The following is an 18,161-nucleotide window of genomic DNA, read 5'->3' as shown; positions in this document are numbered from 1 at the left end:
CGCATGCGTGTTGTATCCGTCAGCGCGAAACGCGCTCATGAAAATCGCGGGCAAAAACCTTCGTCTGCCCGTCCAAAGCCTCTAGCCGCGCCGAAATCTCAAAGGCGTCTGCATCGCCCGTCATCCGGGTCTCGCACAGCGTCCGCACTTCCCAGTCACCGCGTCGCATCCAACGCTCCCAGCTTATGTCGACCCGCGCCGTGGCGATGGCATCGCGCGCGATCTGCCAATGCTCCGTCAACCGGCTGCCAGTGATCAGGCCGTGATCGAAATCCTCGGTCTCGCCGTGATCGCCATGGATGATCAGATGCAGGCTTCCGTCTTCGTCCCAGGTCAGCTTGCGCTCCCGCGGCGGAAGAACGGTGTTCAAAACCGGCGCGGGCGCCGGGCGCGGCGGCACAAATCCGTGATAGGGCGGGGCCACATCTTGCACAGGCAGTTGCAACCGACCCGCCGTTACCGTCAACTCGACCGGTGCAGCTTCGGGCCAGATGAACGGCCAATAGGAGGGCGAGATCGCGACCCGCAACCGATGCCCGACAGGCAGGCGATAGGCGATCTGGTCCAGCGGCACCGTCACGTCGTAGGCGATGCCGGGTTCCAGATCGACCATTCGGTCATGCCCCTCGCGCTGCCGCAGGTTCAGCATACCATGGGCGATCAGGCCAACGCTGCCATCGAGGCGTATATCGCTCAGCCGCACCATCACCTGCGCCGCGGGCTGATCCGCCGCCAACGTCAGGTCAACCGACGCGGCGCCGATGATGATCTGTTCCGTCTCAAAGGCCGCACTGTCGAAGCAAAGCGACAGGTCATCGTCGATCTGCTGATCATCGGGCAACTCGCCGGGGCCAAAGCCAAACGGGAAATACTCCCCCGCCGCCCGTCCGCAAAAGGTATTCGTGGCGATCCTGCGCTGAAAAGCACAAGCTACCCCCATCCCGTCGGTACCAAAGGGCAAATCCAAAGCCCGCCCAGCGGGCCAGCTATCCAACGCAACCCACTGGCCGGGTCGTGTATCGAAACTCACTTGAGGGGCGACACTGTCCATCAGATAGGCGCGATAGGCCAGATCATCATCCACCCCGGTATCCATCCCATTTAACCAGTGATCCCACCAACGCAACGCTTCCCCCACGAAATCCATCTGCGGTGCAGGCGCTGCCAAATGCGGATATTTGTGATTCCACGGCCCTACGATCCCTTTGACCGGCGCCTCCAGGTTCTCGACCAGATGGGCAATCGTGTTGCGATAACCATCATGCCAGCCGCCGATGCTTAGCACCGCCGCCTTAATCGCCCCGTAATCCTCACAGACCGAGCCATGGCGCCAATACGCGTCCCGCGTGTTATGTCGCGTCCAATCCGCCGCCAGAAACGGGGTCGCCGCCAACCGCTCCTGCCAGACCTGCCGCCAATCGGGCACCAGATCAGGGTCCGGCGGGCTTGCAAACCACGACATGGCGCAGGCGGCCCAGCCGATATTCTCGCCCAGCAAACACCCGCCTTTATAGTGAATATCATCCGCAAACCGGTCCACCGATGAACAGATCGAGATCACAGCCTTCAGCGCAGGCGGCTGCAGCGCCGCCACTTGCAGGCCGTTGAAACCGCCCCAACTGATCCCCATGATCCCAACCGACCCGTCGCACCAGGGCTGCGCCGCGATCCAGGCAATGGTGTCATGAATGTCCTGCAATTCCCGGGCCGAGTATTCATCCTCGAATAATCCGTCACTTTCACCGCATCCACGCAGATCGACCCGCAGGCAAACATAGCCATGGCGCGCAAATTCCGCATGGGTGGTGGCATCGCGCGCCACTGTCCCGTCGCGCTTGCGGTAAGGGAGCATCTCCAGAATAGCCGGCACAGGGCCGCAATCCGGCCGCCAAACCCGTGCAGATAGCGTCACGCCATCTGGCATGGGAACACGTAGGCCATCCTCGACGGAGACCTGCATCCCACCCTCTATGTCACCTGCTGACATAGTGGCAAGATCAACCAATTCCCCTTGGGAGGCAACCGAAAGCCATCACACTTTCTTATTGGTAAAAATTACCTCCGCCGGGCGTACAAAATTCCCAAACCGCTATGCGTTCAGCGCCGCTACCTGTTTCATGAACCGGTCCTTGATCACCACAGGATCCAGCGGAATGACCGGCACTTTCACATTACCGCTTTCGCATTTGCTGATCACAACGGTCATCTGCTGGGCTTTGATGGCGTCGGCCACAACCTGCGGAGTTTCCTCGGCGGTGCATTCCACCACGTTTTCACAGCCACAGGCCTGCGCGACGGCCGTGAGTGAGGTTTTTCGCCCGGCATAGGTCGTCTGATCGCCGGTGGAGCCATAGCTGCCATTATCAATCACCAGCAGAACAAAGTTTGGCGCCTGATTGTTGGCAATCGTTGAAAAGGTGCCCAGGTTCATCAAGACAGAGCCGTCGCCATCAATCGCCACAACAGGCGCCTTCTGCGCCAAAGCCAATCCCAATCCGATGGACGAGGCCAGACCCATCGTCCCCAGCATGTAGAAATTGCCGGGCCTGTCCTCCAGCATATGCATTTCCTGGCTGGGCAGCCCGATATTGCAAACCACCAGATGATCTCGCAACACCGGCAACATCATCTTCAGAACTTCTGATCGGATCATGTCCGTTCCTCCCGTTTAGGGCGCATTACCTGGCTCAGCAGATCTGGGTCGCCACAGGCCCGTTCCGACCCCGCCGGAAAGACCTGCAAGGGCGTGAACCGGTCCACCATCGAATCCGTGCGCCACTCACCGTTTACGCAGACATCCTGCGCATTGTTGCCCGCGTTAAAGCCAAAGCCGGGATTACCGCAATTGCTGGCCGTACCATCAGCATTCCAGGCCTGCAGATCATTGTTGCCGGTGCTGCCCGTAGGAAATTCCAGCCGCGTCGTGTCAAAACTCAGCACCCAGGTCGTCTCGGGTGTCAACTGCGCCAATGACCATGATCCAAGGGGGGCATCGTCCCGGTATCCCCGGATCTCGAATCTTGTGATATCGTCTTGTGAGATCAGACCGGTCTCCAACAAGGCATCGTCGAACTGCATCCGGCCTTCCATCGTGTAACCATTGTCACCGATCCAGCAGAACGCATATTCCACGGAACTGGCCTGCACCGCCGTGCCCAAGGCGCAGGTCAAAGCCGTGGTAAGGGCCGCGTGTTTCACTGCAACTCCCCCTTCCAGAAGGTCGCATCCATCAGTACGGCAACGGGTTTCGACGCCATGAAGCAATGTCCCAGAATGCCGTCCAACTCCTCGACATCGCTTTGCCGATGAAAGTGATAGGTCGGGATGCAAAGCTGCGCGAGCAACGCCTTGGTATGCACCGCCATCTCGACCTGACAGGCCACGGGTTCGCCCACCTCACCGCGGTAACTGATCAGCATGGGCAAGGGCATCCGGTAGAATTGCGTGAGCGTCGCCAACGCGTTGATCGTAACCCCAATGGCGGTGTTCTGCATAATGATCGCCGGGCGCTTGCCGCCCATCCAGGCACCGGCGCACAGGCCCATCCCCTCATCTTCCTTGTTGGATGGCACATGCAAAATCGACGGCGTCGTATCGATCCCTTCGATGACACCGGCCAGTTGCTTGCACGGCACCGTCGTCACAAATTCGATCCGGTGCTTCACCAGATCCGCAAGGATCCTGTCATCAATTCCCATGCACGCCTCCCAATTTGGCCCAACCCTATGCCCGGTTCTTTGGTCAGAACAAGGCACGACGGATCAGGTTCAGCCCAACAATCACAAAAACATAAAGTAGTATTAAGCGAAATCGCTCAGGGGAGATCCTGGCCCGCAACCACTCCCCCAGGGTGAACCCAATCAGCGATGGCACCAACAATACCAGCGAATAGCCTGCCAATGGCCCCGTCAGAAACCCCGCTCGCGTATATCCAGCGATCAGAGGCAGGCTGCCCAGCAGGATCAGCAAGCCAGTGGCACGGACGAACTCATCTTTTTCAACGTGTCGCGCATGCAGGTAGGTCGCCATGGTCGGTGCCCAAATGGATGTGAGGCCACCCAAAACACCCGACGCTCCACCCATGATCAGTTGCGCAGTTGCGTCCCACCGGTCCGGCAGCCGCGGGATCTGAAACCGCATGCTGACCCCGGCAAACACCACCAGCACCACGCCCAAACTCCCCTGGATCACGCCATCGCTGACATTGACCGTCAGGACAGTCGTCACCCAAACGCAAACCACCAGCGCGCCGGCAAACAGCTTGTACCGCTTCAATGCTGCCCAGACCTGCCCCATACGCCAAACCTGCCAGACATTGGTCATCAACATCGGGAACAGCACCAGCGCGATGGCCGTCCGTGGGTCCAGGAAGAACGTCATCACCCCGATCGCCGCCATGGGCAGGCCCAGACCCGTTAACCCTTTGACGGCCCCCGCCAACACAAAGGTCACCGCCACAAACACAGAGAAGGTGACCGGATCCACTATTTGTAAATCGGTTCGCGGATAAAGGCTCCGCCTTGCCATTTCACCAACGGATCATCCGGATCATGGGGGGCCTCGAACCGGTTGCGAAATGGCTCGACACTGTCCTGCGGCTCCCACCCCAGATACCCTGCATCGCTATTGTCCCACCATCCCGTACTGGTCTGCGACACGCCCCACACCACCGGGCATCCCAGCCGCGGCACGGCAAATACCCGTTCCACCAGCCGCGCAAAATCATCCGGGCTCAGCCAGGTCGCCAGCCGCCGCACATCCGACGGTTCGTCCTCGCACGACCCGATCCGCACCCGCGCCGTCTCGATCCCGAATTTCTGCCAGTACAGCAGCGCCATCTGCTCACCAAACACCTTGGACACACCATAAAGGCTGTCAGGCAAGGTGGGTTCATAGCCTTTTAACCGTTGATCCTGCCGATAATAGCCGACAACATGGTTCGAACTGGCAAACAGCACCCGGCACGGATTCGCCCGCACGGCCTCATACAGGTTGTAAACGCCTGTGATGTTGGCCTCCCGGATCGGGTCAAACGGCCCCTCGACCGAGATCCCGCCCAGATGCACAACCCCGTTGCAACCCGCGACCAGCTCCCGCACAGCGGCACCATCTGCCAGGTCGCAGGCCACAAATTCCTCGCCCGGCCCGGCCTCCAATTCCGTCACATCCGACAGCCGCAATATCCGGGCCAGCCCTGCCAGCCGGGGCCGCACCAGTCGCCCCATGCCACCCGCAGCCCCTGTGATCAGCAACCGTTCCATACCGCGCCCCCGTTTTAGCAGGATCATGGACCATTGACGCCGGACGTACCATCGCCAAACCTGCACCCATGAAAATTGCCGCCATCCAAACCCATATTCTGGAACACAAGCTCGACACCGCGTTTGAGAGCGCCTCCGCCAGGTTCGACCACCGCCGCCACCTGCTGGTGGAGGTCACCTGCGAAGACGGCACCACCGGCTGGGGTGAATGTCTCGGCCCGCCTGCCCTCAACGCCGCCGTGATCAACCACTACAAACCGGTCTTCCTCGGCGCCGATCCCCTGCGGACCGAACCCCTTTGGCTACAGGCCTACAACCTGTTGCGCGACCAGGGGATGCGCGGCCTCGCCATAACGGCGCTTTCCGGGATCGACGTGGCGCTTTGGGACATCAAGGGCAAACATTTCGGTATGCCAGTCGCAACTCTGCTGGGCGGCCGCGTTCGGGATAGCGTCCGCGCCTATGCCACCGGATCCTTCCGCCGCGACGGCGTGGACCGAGTCGAAGATATCGCGGCAGAAGTCGCCGATTACCGCGCCCAAGGCTTCGACGCTGTCAAAATCAAAATCGGTTTCGACGTGGCCGAAGATCTGCGCGTGATCGCCGCCGTCCGCGATGCAATCGGCCCTGACATGGCGCTGATGATCGACGCCAATCATGGCTACGATACGGGAGAGGCCATCGCGCTAGGCCAAGCCGCCGCACCCTATGACATCGCCTGGTTCGAGGAGCCGGTGATCCCCGAAAACCTTACCGCCTACCAGGATGTCCGTGCAGGCCAGCCGATACCCGTTGCCGGCGGCGAAACCTGGCACGGGCGTTGGGCGATGCAGCAGGCCCTCGACGCTCGCGCCGTCGACATCCTGCAACCCGATCTTTGCGGCGTGGGCGGCTTCACCGAGATGCGGCGCGTCGCCGACCAGGCCACCTTGGCGGGCACACGCCTCGTCCCCCATGTCTGGGGCACCGGCGTACAGATCGCGGCATCACTGCAATGGATGGCCGCCCAACTTCCCGATCCGCCCCGGCCCGAGGCCCGCGACCCGATCCTGGAATTCGACCGCACGGATATGCCCTTTCGCCAAGCTATCCTGACCAAGCCGCTTGACCACAAAAACGGCGCCGTCCAAATCCCAGACGCCCCTGGCTTGGGGATCGAGATTGATCGCGCAGCCCTCGACCAGTACAGCCCCACGCCATAAAACGCTATTCTGTCCCGCGCGCTTTTGAACAGCATCGACATGTCTTCTGACACCCAGATTTTTGCCAGCGCCATCGACCATACAGTCGAGTTGATGCGATGAGCCAACCGGGGCTGGCGAGGACCTTGGACCCTTTTCTTTTCGATCCGACGCTGCGACGGTTCCCTCGACCAAGGAGGGACCATGCCCACAAGATTAATCACGGAATTCGGGATGGGGTCATCCCTCCGTCGGCAAGATTATACCCAGGCTGCCCGGCGCGGCATTCAGGACGCGCTGTGGCACAATTCGATCAACCTCGCAGAACTGTTCGGCCAACCGAAGGAGGCGATGCAGATCACCGTCCAGATCGGGGTCCAGCAGCCGGATCAGGTCCAGACGGACAAGCTGACCGACATCTTTCCCTACGGCCAGATCAGATTTGACGTGGTCCATGGCGGGCTGGATATCCCACGCCCCGATGGCAACCCGACTGTTATGGCCAATGTGGCGATCCATGTGGCCTTGGAGATTGCCCGATGACCGACCAACGTTTCATCATCGAAATGGGCATGGGCAATGACCTTTACGGTCAGGATCAGACCAAAGCCGCAACCCGCGCCATCGAGGATGCGATGCGTCATTCCTCGATCCCGCTTTTTGAAAGCCTTGGCATCAGTCACGATGAGATGCGCCTGCAGGTGACCATCGGCATACCCGACCCCGACAGCGTCGATATCCCGACGCTGACCGCAACACTGCCCCGCGGCAAGGCAACTGTGCGCGCGGTCAAGGGCGGCCTCTACATCACCAATCCGAATACCGGCAATGTCACGGTGGTGGCCAGCGCCGCAATCGAGGCGTTTCTGCCCCCTCAGAGCCAGTAGAACCGATGCGCTGTGATCTGCATCTATCCCGAAAAGGATGGCATTTCTGCATAGACGCTGATCGGCCGCATTATAATGTGAACACCAATCCGCCTTTCCAGGGCGTCTACGAGAGCCAGACGACAGGCGTCTGTTTCATCTGGAACACTGCAATGCCGGATGATGAGGATGATCCCTATACCGGAGTAGTGATGAAACTAACTCCGACCTTTTTGCGGCCCGGTTACTTTGCCTACAAGGTCGCAGCCGGTCTTTCTGAAATTTTCCTCGTTTTGCCGCCCAAACATCTGAAAGAAGATCGGCCCTGTCAATGGGTCGGACATGATAACATCCTGGACGCGGAATTTTTGAAGACGTGACCATCGGCCCAGCCCGGTACATGTTTGGCCATAGCGATCAGACCATCAGCGACATGAAAAAGCCGGACCCAACGGCCCGGCTTTTTCAGCACCCGGTGACCCGGGACACCACGTGTGGCGATCAGCCCAGCACGTCTGTATCGATCAGGCTGGTCCCGCCCGTGGCGGAGAAGGTGAACGTCACTTCCTCTTCATCCAGCATTTTGCCCGCAGCCTTGTCTGCGGCGTAGGATGCCAGCTTGAGCGTATGGTCACCGTTCGAAATCGCGCCCTCTTTGAAATCGCCGCGAGTGTCGCCGAACGCGGCGTATGGCTCAAAGTTTTCCAGCTGAACCGCGCCATCCAGATCGATCCGAACACTTTCGGCCGTGCCATCTTCGGACACGATCTCAAGCGAGAGGTCGTTCAGATCCAGGCCGCTTGTATTGATAACATCGCCATCCGCGATCTCGCCCAGGCGCAAGTCCCGCACCGCATCCACCAGGAACACATCAAAGGCGGAGGTTTCGGGTTCGGCAATCAATATCGGATCAGGATCCGCGACCAGCGTAGGATCATCCTCGGCCACGACCGATTTCTGGGAAGAATACACCGGGAACTGCTTCTCCAACGCGGCGATCTTGTCCTTGCCCTTAGTCCCGCTCAGATCAAGCTCGGCATTGTGCCACAGGTCGTCAGGGTCCTCCTGCCAGTCAGGTTTGTCCCGCTTGCCGTCTTTGGCATACCCGACATTGCCGCCGTTATCCCAAAAGTACGTCTTCCCAATATCCTCAGGCGCACGGTTGGCAAAATAATCCCCGCCCGACTGCTTCTTGGTATAGTTCGACGGCTTCCACATATCGTTCTCTATGAAATACGTGTCTGCCGTGATCTTCTTGTTCGGGCTTGGATACCATCCCATGTCACCCTTGGCGGTAAAGCCCATGGTATAAAGGGCCTTTGGATCGGGCCCGTGGGGTGAACTGGTATCAAAGTCCGCCATGACGGCCACGTTCTTCACGATGTCATTGCGCTGCGCCCCCTCCTCGGTGAACAGCGCCCAGCGCTGCCAGCCAAGGAAAACGTTCTCGAACGCAGCTGAGTCGTAGGTGCTTGCATCAAAATCGATCGCGTCAAAACCCGCCGCTTCGATCATGTTATGGGCGACTTTCACGTTATTGGACCACAGCGTCCAGACCCCGCGGAACGCAGTATCGTGGATGTAGTTGTTCGTGATCTCTACGTTGTTGGATCCGGTATAAGCAGTGATCCCTTGATCCACATGCGAGATCTCGAACCCGCTGACGCGAACATTGTCCGAGTTCTGGATATGCACACCATTGGCGTAGAAGTTGCTTTTCAGCAGCGCATTATCGATGCCGATCAGTTCAACATTCTCCTCACCTTCCACTAGGAAGACCGACTGTTCCTTTTGTTGGCCCAAACCATCCCGTTTGTTGTTGGTCCCGTTCAGGGTTATCTCGCCATCGACATAGATCTTAACGTTGCTGGGCACATCGATGGTCCGGCCGAAATCAAGGTCGCCCTTCAGCAGGAACGTCTTGCCATCGCCATTCTCGATCTGTTTCAGCGACGCTTGGCTGCTATCGCTGATCACGATGGCATCACCAGGCGCTTTTTCGGAGCTGTTCAACGCCTTGATCGTGTTGTTCCAGCCGTCGCTTTTGAGAACTGCGTCCTTAATGTTGCCGTCGATCTTGTTGTAGACGTAATCGATGGCCCGGGAGCTGACACCAGCCTCTCGAACCTCGGCCAGAGACACGTCCCCGGCAGGGGCGGGATTGGGCGCGGGTGCCGGGCTTGGGTTTGGCGAAGGCGCACCCCCACCGTTTGAGGCACCGCCGCCAATCTCAACCTTCAGAGTGCCGGTATCGGTTGCGCCTTTCTCGTCCTCGATCGTGTAGCTGATCGTTTCGGTCCGGGCGTTTCTGGCGGCACTCAGCGGATTGACCTTGATCTCACCGTCTTCGATGGAAACGAGGGAGGTTTTGCCGCCATAGGACACGTCCGTCAGGCTGAGTTTGCCACCGTCCGGATCACTGTCATTCGCCAGAACATCAACGCTAATCGTCTGGTTCTGACCCGTCTTTGCGATGTCGTCCTTCGCAACCGGTGCCTTGTTGACAGGCGGTGTCGGCGCAGGCGCCGGTGTTGGTGCGGGCGCTCCCGCACTGCCCCCGCCAACCGCTACCTTCAGCGTGGCGGTATCGGTCACACCCTCATCATCCGTGACCGTATATTCAATGGTCTCGGTCCGGGCGTTCTTGGCTGCGCTGAGCGGGTTGACCTTGATCTTGCCGCCTTCGATGGACACCAGCGCGGTATTCCCGTCGTATTTGACATCCATCAGGGTCAGCGTGCCCCCATCAGGATCACTATCATTGGCTAGAACATCCACCATGATGGTCTTGTTCTGACCGGTCGCAGCGGTGTCATCTTCGGCCACGGGCGCGGATGTGCCAGTGCCAGGTCCGTCAACCGGCGCGGGCGAGACATCACCAGCCCCCGTTTTTGAGGTCGGCGCATTGGCATCGCGCAGGACGCCGCCCTTGTTGAGGGTGATCATATCCAGCGCATAGCCATCAGAGCGGCCGGTGATCTCCAACCGGTACTCCTTGCCGTCCTCCAACTGTACGGTGGCTGGCGACTTGTTGTGGTTCTTGTCGAACGTGCTGCCGAACCGCAGATCCCGGTCGCTGCCACCAAGGCCGGTGAACAACTTGGTTGGGCCCGTGACCGTCTTGCCGGTTTCAACATCGATAACCGCGACATAGGCATCGTTACCCGTGTCTGTCCGAGCCTTGCCGTTCTCGAACAACTCCGACTGGCCCATGGTCGATTTCACACGACCTGAATGCAGTCCGATATGGTAGGTGCCTGCCTCATCGGTGATGAAGTTGTAAGACAACGTCTCTTTCGGATCGACCTTGCCGTAGTTGCTTGATGGCGCGTCCCACAGCAGAACAGATTTACCATCGACATTGGTCTGCCGCCAGTTGCCCTGCGCATCGGCACTTTCAGCCTGCAAGACGACCGTGCCGTTTTCGCCCAGATAGGTACCCGCCGTGCCGGGGTTCGGTTGCGGATCCGGCGTCGGAGTGGGTGTTGGCGCAGGGCTGTCCAGGTATTTGTCCAGATAAGCCTTGGCATCCTGCGGCGTTCCGTTTTGCTTGCCGGTCAGGGCGTAGAACAGCATGCCGGCATCCGAGGGATCGTTTTCTTTGCTCCCGCCAGCCAGTTCCATGGCATCGCGAGCTTCCTTGACCAGCGGGTCATTGGACTGGTCCATCCAGTTCCAATTCTTGTTGTAGAAGCCGCTCGTATTGTTGGTGCCCCCATTCTGGTCATTGATTTCGATGAAGTTCAGGTTTGGGAAGTCACGTTGCAGATCCGACCATGTGCGGGCCTGGATCACTCCGGGCGCATTCACGACATCGCGGTTTTCGTTCCACCCCGAATGCGAAACCAGGGTGACGTTATCGTGATAGGCCGGGTTCATCTTGTCGATCGCACGGTAGGCGGTTTCCATCGGCCCACCTTCGATCATCAAAACCTTCTGGCCCGAGTTCAGGATCTTCACCAGCGCATTGGTGGTCTTATCGGCCCCATCTTCGTAGCTGAGCGTGTCGATCCCCAGTTTGTTGGCCAGACGCGCCCCCTGGTCCAGCTTATCAAAGCGGCCGCTGAACCCCTTCTCGGCGACGTTATTGCCGTAGGCGAACGTCGTCTTGTCGGCCACGCCGCCAGCCTTGGCCAGCAATGCCGCCACCGGCAGCGCAGCAATATCATCCGGGTCGTTATTGTTGCCGTCAAAGTGGAAGATGATGTGAGCGGAATCCGCCGCAAGGTTTCCGGTCGGCGCCGGGGATGGGTCAGGATTGGGCGCAGGGTTCGGGTTCGATCCGCCACCCCCGACCTTAACCTCCAGCGTGGCCGTGTCCGTATCGCCATCGGCATTGGTCACGGTGTATTCGATTACCTCAGTCCGGGCATTCTTGGCCGCGTTCAGGGGATTGACCTTGATCTGGCCATCCTCGATCGAAACCAAAGCTGTATTTCCATCATATTTGACATCCGTCAGTGTCAACGCACCGCCATCACCGGCCGCATCATTGGCCAGCACATCTACCATGATGGTCTGGTTCTGGCCTGTGCTCGCCGCGTCATCCTTGGCATCGGGCCCGGTCTTGGCAGGCGGCGTAGGCGTCGGGTTAGGCGCGCCGCCGCCCCCGATCTCCACCGCCAGATTCGCGGTACTTTGGGCACCCTGCGCATCCTTGACCGTGTAGGTGATAGTCTCCGTCCGCGCCTCACTGAAGGCCTGCAGCGGGTTCACCTTGATCTGACCATCCTCAATGGACACCAGGGAGGTCGTTCCGTCATAGCGCACATCCACCAGTTCCAGCGCACCACCTTCGGGGTCGCTGTCATTGGCCAGCACATCCACCATGATGGTCTGGTTCTGACCCGTCTTGGCCACGTCATCCTTGGCATCCGGCGCTTTGTTCGCGGGCGGGGTCGGCACAGGATCGGGATCGGGAGTCGGCCCGGGTTGGCCTGCCCCACCTCCGCCAATATTGACCTCCAGAATGGCCGTATCGGTGCCTCCTTTTCCGTCAGAAACGGTGTATTCAATCACCTCGGTCCGGGCACCGGATGCCGCCTTCAGCGGATTGACCGACACTTTGCCATCCACGATCGATACGATGGAGGTGTCGCCATCATATTTGACATCCGTCAGGGTCAGCGTATCCCCGTCGCCATCCCGGTCATTGGCCAGAACATCGATCAGGATCGTCTTGTTCTGCCCGGTGGATGCCGTGTCATCCCGCGCCTCGGGCGCGTCGTTCGAACCCGGATTGGGGTCGACGGGTGGCGTCGGATCAATCGGTGTCGGGTCCGTCGGCTGGCTGCCGATAACGGGCGATTCCGGCGCATCGGCATTCCGCAACACGCCCCCTTTGTTCAGGGTGATCATGTCCAGCGCATAGCCATCGGACCGGCCAATGATTTCCAACCGGTATTCCTTGCCGGCCTCCAACTGCACGGTCGCAGGTGATTTCTTTTCATGGGCGTCAAAGGTGGAGCCGAACCGCAACTCCTGGTCACTGCCGCCCAGATTGGTAAACAGCTTGGTCGGTTCCTGGATCGTCTCGCCGGTTTCCACGTCGATCACCGCAACATAGACGTCGTTGCCGGTATCCGTGCGGGCCTTTCCGCCCTCAAACAGCTCTGACTGGCCCATGGTCGATTTCACGCGGCCGGAATGCAAACCGATATGGTAGGTGCCCGCCTGGTCAGTCACGAAATTATAGGTCAGCGCTTCGTTGGGATCGACCTTGCCGTAGTTGCTGGAGGGCGCATCCCACAGCAGAACAGTTTCGCCGTCGACGGTGGTTTCACGCCAGCTGCCTTGCGTCTGGGCGCGCTCGGCTTGCATCACAACGGTGCCATTCTCGCCCTGGAAGGCCCCGTCCGTGGCATCGGGTGGTGTCACTGGTGCAGGGTCGGGGTCCGGTTGTGGATCGGGGTCCGGCGTAATGACCTGGCCACCCGGAAATTCCGGTGCATCCTGATTACGCACCAGCAGGACCCAATCCTTGCCCCCATCATTGGGCGCACCACCGATTTGGACGGTGCCGCCACCATTGACCGAGCCGTCCGGGATCAGGTCGCCGCCGGTGCGGGGGTTGTACCAGAAGACGTCGAACGTCTCACCCGCCTGACCATTCAGGTTCAGGTTCACGTCACCTGCCTCACCATAGGGCAGATAGATCACGTAATATTCGCCATCCTTGGCCATGACATAGTCGTCATTGTCGGATGTCAGACCATCGGCCTGCCTCATGTCCCAGAACGGCACATAGGTATTAAAAAACTTGGTCGCAGCAGCAGTCCAGGTCCATAGCGCCTTGTGCTGGGTGAAATCGTCATAGTTCTGATCCAACGAGAATGCGTTGTCGTCCTTCAGATACCAGTTCCCACCGGATCCACCGGCCGTCAGCGTCCCCCAAAAGGCGTCTCGCTGCCCCCGCTGATTGGGCGCATCAAAATTGCTGTCTCCAGCTTCCAGCTTACCGTTACCGCTGGCATCTTCATCCCAGGTCAGAACCCATTTGTCGCCATTGGCAGCGGACTTATCCCGAAACTCCTCGACCCGGTCGCGGATCGAATTGCGGTTGGTCTGGAAAGAAGCGCCGTCAAAGTCGGTCTCGCCCAGCAACGGATTGTAAACCTGATCGATCTGGTTCGGAAAACTGTGGATCGTGACCAGGTGGTCATAGCCGTCCACGGATTTCATGTATTCCGCCATGTCCTTGCGCTGGGCATTGGTGTTGGTGTTTTCCTCACCAAGGTTCCATTGAATACCGTTGTTGTGGCCAAAACGAGCCGCCATTTCGCGCATATACACCATGCGCTCGACGCTCAGCGAAGTGCCATCGGCATTGGTCCCGCGGTCCAACTGCTGGTCATTCTCAGTCTCTTGCAACAGGACATTTTTATAGATGCCTTTGTTGTCCATGTGGTCGAACAGCAACTCCCACTGGGACAGCTTCGACACGTCATAGGTTGAAAATTTCGCAATCTCATTGCCATTCAACCCCTTGTCGAATTTCGGCGTGTCCTGCGCCGCAAATGTCCAGGGAGATACGTCCTGACCGTCGCCACCCGACGTATTGGTTAGCATGTAGATCGTGTTCTGGCCCTGCTCGGCCAAATAATTGACAGCACCCACGATGGCCTTGCCTTTGCCGCCATCCCAGGTCGGGCCATCCCCGTCAAAGTCTTTCGCATGGGTGGCATAGTCGTGCCGCCCATTGGCCGTATTGTCGAAGTCTTTGTTGGCCAAAAAGTTTTCTGGGACACCAGGGCCACCGCGCACGAAATAGTCGCCGTCGCCCTGGTGTTGCAGAAAGTGGGTGCCTTCGTCCTGGACAATCATCCCCTTGGCCCGGAAGTCCTCACCGGTCTTGTCGCTCGGTGTGACGTTGATCGTGCCAGAGTCTCCATCGATGAACGAAACCGCCGTTCCTGCGTTTGGTGCATCCTTGTAAGTGGTGGCTGCAACATCTTTGCCCGTGCGGAAGGACGCCTCGTAAGTCCAGTTGCCCTCGCTCGGGGGATTGAAATTCGCACTCCAGATATTTCCGGAGGTAGCGTTGCTGTTGGCCGCATTGCCATCCGCCGCAAAGAAACCGGGGACCGTGATGACCTCGCCGGTATCCGAATTAGTAAAGGTGACATCCAAGCGATAATCCCGGAATGTGCTTGGCTCTTCATTGAAATCCCGTGGTGCCTCAAAGTTGAGTGTTACTTTATGCCAGGTCTTCGTCTCACCGATGATGTTGGCCATATTGCCCCTCATTTGTTGTTCGACGTGACGGTCCCCAGCACCATCACATGCCCCCTGTGCAGCACTCCTTTAGCGCCGCATTTCCGGGCCTCAGGTAACAACGTATGCATCGGGTGGTAAATAAATCCGCCAAAATGAGGCGGTATTGTCGTTAACTCTTTCATCAATCACGGAGTTGTCCCCAAGATTGTTTTTTACCCCACAACAGCACCATGATTTTTGAGACGAATCACACGAATCCGAAACGCCAAAAATACCCATAAGACATTGAGATTTAAGAGATAAATTTTTCATGTATACGTAGATACATCGCCTACTATGAAGGCGATGTAAGACCGTTCGAAGGTCTGCTCCAGGCGCATAAAACGGTGTTCACCACCGTTAACTACGACTGCTTCCGCATTAGTGTATGCGCTATTTTGTCGATGCTTAGCGCAGCGGCTTGTCGCGATCCAAGCCTATTTTTCCGAACATGACGACAAAGCGAAAAGTCGCCATTTCCAGCCCGTTGCGCCCAAGCATGATGCAACGCGCGCAGCGTATGTATGGATTGTGCATGGCTTCTGCATTCGGCGTGTCACCGCTTTCAGGCGGGTTCACGGGCTTCTCCGGCGCGGCGGATTTCGCTCAATGTGGCTCCGGTCGACAGCGCCTCACCATCCGTCACCAATTCGATCAGTGACAGCTTGTTCGATTGTGTGGCTTGCTGCAATGCACCTCGGAAGTCTTCTGTTTTCAACACTTTGCAGCCATCCCCACCATAAGACTTGATCAAGTCCACAAAGTTGGGATTGACCAGATCCGTGCCACTGACCCGCCCGGGATAGATCTTTTCCTGGTGCATCCGAATGGTGCCATATCTGCCGTTGTTCACCACGATGACAATCACCGACGCGTCATGCTGCATCGCCGTCGACAACTCGTTCAGCGTCATTTGGAAACAGCCGTCACCTGCCATACACACAACTGTTTTTTCGGGATTTTCCAGCTTGGCAGCAATGGCTGCTGGCAACCCATATCCCATGGATCCACTGGTCGGGGCGACCTGCGTTCCGTAGCCCTTGAACCTGAAATACCGGTGAACAAATGCCGCATAATTACCCGCCCCGTTGGTGATGATCGCGTCCGGCGGGAGGGTGTCGGATAGAACCCGGATGATCTGCTCCATCTTGACGGCTCCGGGTGTGGTCTGGGGAGTTTGCCAGCTTTCGTAATGGCTCCGTAGCATGCGTAACCAACTGTCATCGTGTTGTTTTTCGGGCTGCGCCATCAATGCGCGCAACGCATCGGGGGCAGAGGCCACAGCGGAAAGTTGCGTCGCATAGACCCGCCCCAACTCGGCTGCGTCGGGATGGGCATGGATCAAGATTTTACCATGATCCTGCGGATCCATCAGCGAATAGCCATTGGTCGCCGTATCGCCCAGCCGCGTACCCAACGCCAGTACCACATCGGCATCCCGCAAGGCCTGGCCCAATTTTGGGTTCATCCCGACCCCCAGATCCCCGACATAACAGGCGGCGCGATTGTCGATGTAATCCTGCCTACGGAACGGAACCGCGATGGGAAGAGCGTGCCGTGATCCAAAGACCTCAAGCCGCGCGGCATCTTCCGATGACCAATGCGACCCACCGACCACCACCAATGGGCGTTTCGCCCCTGCCAGTCGGGCCAGTGCTTGTTCGGCAAAGGCTCCAAGGTCCGGCGATAACGGCAAGGGTTGCGGTCTGCGGTCCGGTACGTCGCAACTGTCCGACAGCATATCCTCCGGCACCGCCAAGACAACCGGCCCCGGTCGACCCGACATCGCAACCCGAAAGGCGCGGTCAATGTATTCCGGCAGGCGGTCGGTTTGATCAACCTCGGCCACCCATTTGACGAAGCCGCCAAAGAATTCAGAATAATTAACCTCTTGAAAGGCACCGCGGTCGCGATGTGCCGCTGCGATCTGTCCAACGAAAACGACCATCGGCGTCCCATCGTGCTGGGCCACATGCAAACCGGCACTGGCATTGCTGGCGCCCGGGCCACGCGTCACAAACAGCACACCGGGCTGGCCGGTCAGCTTGCCGTGGGCTTCTGCCATCATGGCGGCCCCGCCCTCTTGCCGGCACGTCACCACCTGAATGCCGCTGTCATAAAGCCCATCCAGCGCGGCCAAAAAGCTTTCTCCGGGCACTGAAAAAACGCGCTTGATCGCTCTGAGTGCCAATTGATCGGCCAGGATCTGTCCGCCATGTCTCAAAGGCATGGTTCTTCCTTTATATTGGTCCATCGGTGCAACATGGTGGTCGCGCGAGCGATGGCTGTGTAAGACCTCGACGTTGCACCATAAGTAAGAGGAAGACCATGTCATTGAAACTGCTGGGATTGTGCGGATCGCTGCGACAGGACTCGTTTAACCGCAAACTGATGTCGGAAGCCGGGCGCATCTGGGGGAACGAGGATTTCAGCACCGCGTCGCTGGATCTGCCGCTGTACAACGGCGATGCCGAACGGGCAGACGGTATACCGCAATCTGTTCAAACGCTGGCCCGGCAGATTGCAGAAGCCCATGCCGTGGTGATCGCGACACCCGAATATAACCAATCGATCTCTGGCGTGTTGAAAAACGGGTTGGACTGGATCAGCCGGGTTGAGGGTGCGCCCTGGCGCGGGAAACCCGTGGCCATCATGTCTGCCGCTGCTGGCCGGGCCGGGGGCGCGCGGGCACAATATGCGCTGCGGCTTTGTTTGAACCCGTTTCGCCCACATCTGCTGCCTGGGCCCGAGGTCATGGTGGCTGCGGCCTCTCAAGAATTCGACGATGACGGGAATCTCACCGGCGCGCTTTACGTCAAACTGCTGGGCGAACTTATGGATGATCTCAAAGCAGCGGCACGCACGTGAAAGCTTTGAGGTTTCAACCCGTTGATAAGTCTTGAGGGAAGGACCGCACGATCCTGAGCGGCGCGCAAATGCGATAACGGAGCGGTCATCGAATACCGCCCCGTTTTTGTTGCAACCAAGTAGAAATGTCACCCGGCGTGCAAAGCAGAAGTGTCACCAAAAACGCTGATGGTAGCAAAGCCTGACAGGGCGGAGACCTCACATATCGCAGCCCTGGCTGGCTTTGCGGA

Annotated in this window: 14 protein-coding genes; 5 read left to right on the top strand and 9 right to left on the bottom strand. The window is 58.7% G+C overall.

Features of this window, described 5'->3' with window-relative positions; genetic code table 11:
• Positions 1 to 19 precede the first annotated feature (19 nt).
• The 6 genes from IU397_RS15885 to IU397_RS15860 form a co-directional block, all read right to left on the bottom strand.
• A complete protein-coding gene (locus tag IU397_RS15885) occupies positions 20 to 1,960 on the bottom strand; it encodes a CocE/NonD family hydrolase (RefSeq protein ID WP_204415641.1) in 1,941 nt (646 codons plus the stop codon).
• 129 nt (positions 1,961 to 2,089) lie between these two features.
• The gene (gene comE / locus IU397_RS15880) at positions 2,090 to 2,653 is read right to left on the bottom strand and encodes a sulfopyruvate decarboxylase subunit beta (RefSeq protein WP_204415631.1); all 564 of its coding nucleotides are present in this window, start codon (positions 2,651 to 2,653) and stop codon (positions 2,090 to 2,092) included.
• Positions 2,650 to 3,198, bottom strand: coding sequence for a hypothetical protein (locus IU397_RS15875; protein ID WP_204415629.1), 549 nt, complete (start codon positions 3,196 to 3,198; stop codon positions 2,650 to 2,652). The genes comE and IU397_RS15875 overlap by 4 nt, the downstream gene beginning before the upstream one ends.
• Positions 3,195 to 3,698: a sulfopyruvate decarboxylase subunit alpha gene (locus IU397_RS15870; protein ID WP_204415627.1), complete on the bottom strand. Its 504-nt coding sequence runs from the start codon at positions 3,696 to 3,698 to the stop codon at positions 3,195 to 3,197. The genes IU397_RS15875 and IU397_RS15870 overlap by 4 nt, the downstream gene beginning before the upstream one ends.
• Positions 3,699 to 3,741: 43 nt before the next feature.
• Positions 3,742 to 4,485: a sulfite exporter TauE/SafE family protein gene (locus IU397_RS15865; RefSeq protein WP_370541704.1), complete on the bottom strand. Its 744-nt coding sequence runs from the start codon at positions 4,483 to 4,485 to the stop codon at positions 3,742 to 3,744.
• On the bottom strand, positions 4,485 to 5,288 hold the full coding sequence (locus IU397_RS15860; RefSeq protein ID WP_239479850.1) for an NAD(P)-dependent oxidoreductase: 804 nt from the start codon (positions 5,286 to 5,288) through the stop codon (positions 4,485 to 4,487). The genes IU397_RS15865 and IU397_RS15860 overlap by 1 nt, the downstream gene beginning before the upstream one ends.
• Positions 5,289 to 5,329: 41 nt before the next feature.
• Between IU397_RS15860 and IU397_RS15855 the strand changes: the two genes are divergently transcribed.
• From IU397_RS15855 to IU397_RS15840, 4 genes are all read left to right on the top strand, one after another.
• Positions 5,330 to 6,463 carry a mandelate racemase/muconate lactonizing enzyme family protein gene (locus tag IU397_RS15855; RefSeq protein WP_204415623.1) on the top strand — a complete coding sequence of 378 codons (1,134 nt, stop codon included), beginning with the start codon at positions 5,330 to 5,332 and terminating at the stop codon, positions 6,461 to 6,463.
• A gap of 183 nt (positions 6,464 to 6,646) precedes the next feature.
• The gene (locus tag IU397_RS15850) at positions 6,647 to 6,985 is read left to right on the top strand and encodes a Lin0512 family protein (RefSeq protein ID WP_204415621.1); all 339 of its coding nucleotides are present in this window, start codon (positions 6,647 to 6,649) and stop codon (positions 6,983 to 6,985) included.
• The gene (locus IU397_RS15845; protein ID WP_204415620.1) at positions 6,982 to 7,329 is read left to right on the top strand and encodes a Lin0512 family protein; all 348 of its coding nucleotides are present in this window, start codon (positions 6,982 to 6,984) and stop codon (positions 7,327 to 7,329) included. The genes IU397_RS15850 and IU397_RS15845 overlap by 4 nt, the downstream gene beginning before the upstream one ends.
• A 152-nt stretch (positions 7,330 to 7,481) precedes the next feature.
• A complete protein-coding gene (locus IU397_RS15840; protein ID WP_204415618.1) occupies positions 7,482 to 7,688 on the top strand; it encodes a hypothetical protein in 207 nt (68 codons plus the stop codon).
• Positions 7,689 to 7,809: 121 nt separating this feature from the next.
• Here IU397_RS15840 and IU397_RS15835 read toward each other — a convergent pair whose 3' ends face one another.
• The 3 genes from IU397_RS15835 to IU397_RS15825 form a co-directional block, all read right to left on the bottom strand.
• On the bottom strand, positions 7,810 to 15,042 hold the full coding sequence (locus IU397_RS15835) for a cadherin-like domain-containing protein (RefSeq protein WP_204415616.1): 7,233 nt from the start codon (positions 15,040 to 15,042) through the stop codon (positions 7,810 to 7,812).
• Between the two features lie 429 nt (positions 15,043 to 15,471).
• Positions 15,472 to 15,642, bottom strand: a complete 171-nt coding sequence (locus tag IU397_RS15830) for a hypothetical protein (protein ID WP_204415614.1) — start codon at positions 15,640 to 15,642, stop codon at positions 15,472 to 15,474.
• Complete coding sequence (locus IU397_RS15825; protein ID WP_204415612.1) at positions 15,629 to 17,293, bottom strand: thiamine pyrophosphate-binding protein; 1,665 nt, start codon at positions 17,291 to 17,293, stop codon at positions 15,629 to 15,631. Before IU397_RS15825 ends, IU397_RS15830 begins: the two co-directional genes overlap by 14 nt.
• Positions 17,294 to 17,391: 98 nt before the next feature.
• Here IU397_RS15825 and IU397_RS15820 point away from each other — a divergent pair, with 98 nt between their 5' ends.
• Positions 17,392 to 17,931: an NADPH-dependent FMN reductase gene (locus IU397_RS15820; RefSeq protein ID WP_204415610.1), complete on the top strand. Its 540-nt coding sequence runs from the start codon at positions 17,392 to 17,394 to the stop codon at positions 17,929 to 17,931.
• Positions 17,932 to 18,161: the final 230 nt, after the last annotated feature.

Source organism: Actibacterium sp. 188UL27-1 (genome assembly GCF_016901225.1).
Taxonomy (GTDB): Bacteria; Pseudomonadota; Alphaproteobacteria; order Rhodobacterales; family Rhodobacteraceae; genus 188UL27-1.
The sequence above is the reverse complement of the archived record's forward strand: the minus strand, read 5'-3'. Positions and strand labels throughout refer to the sequence as shown.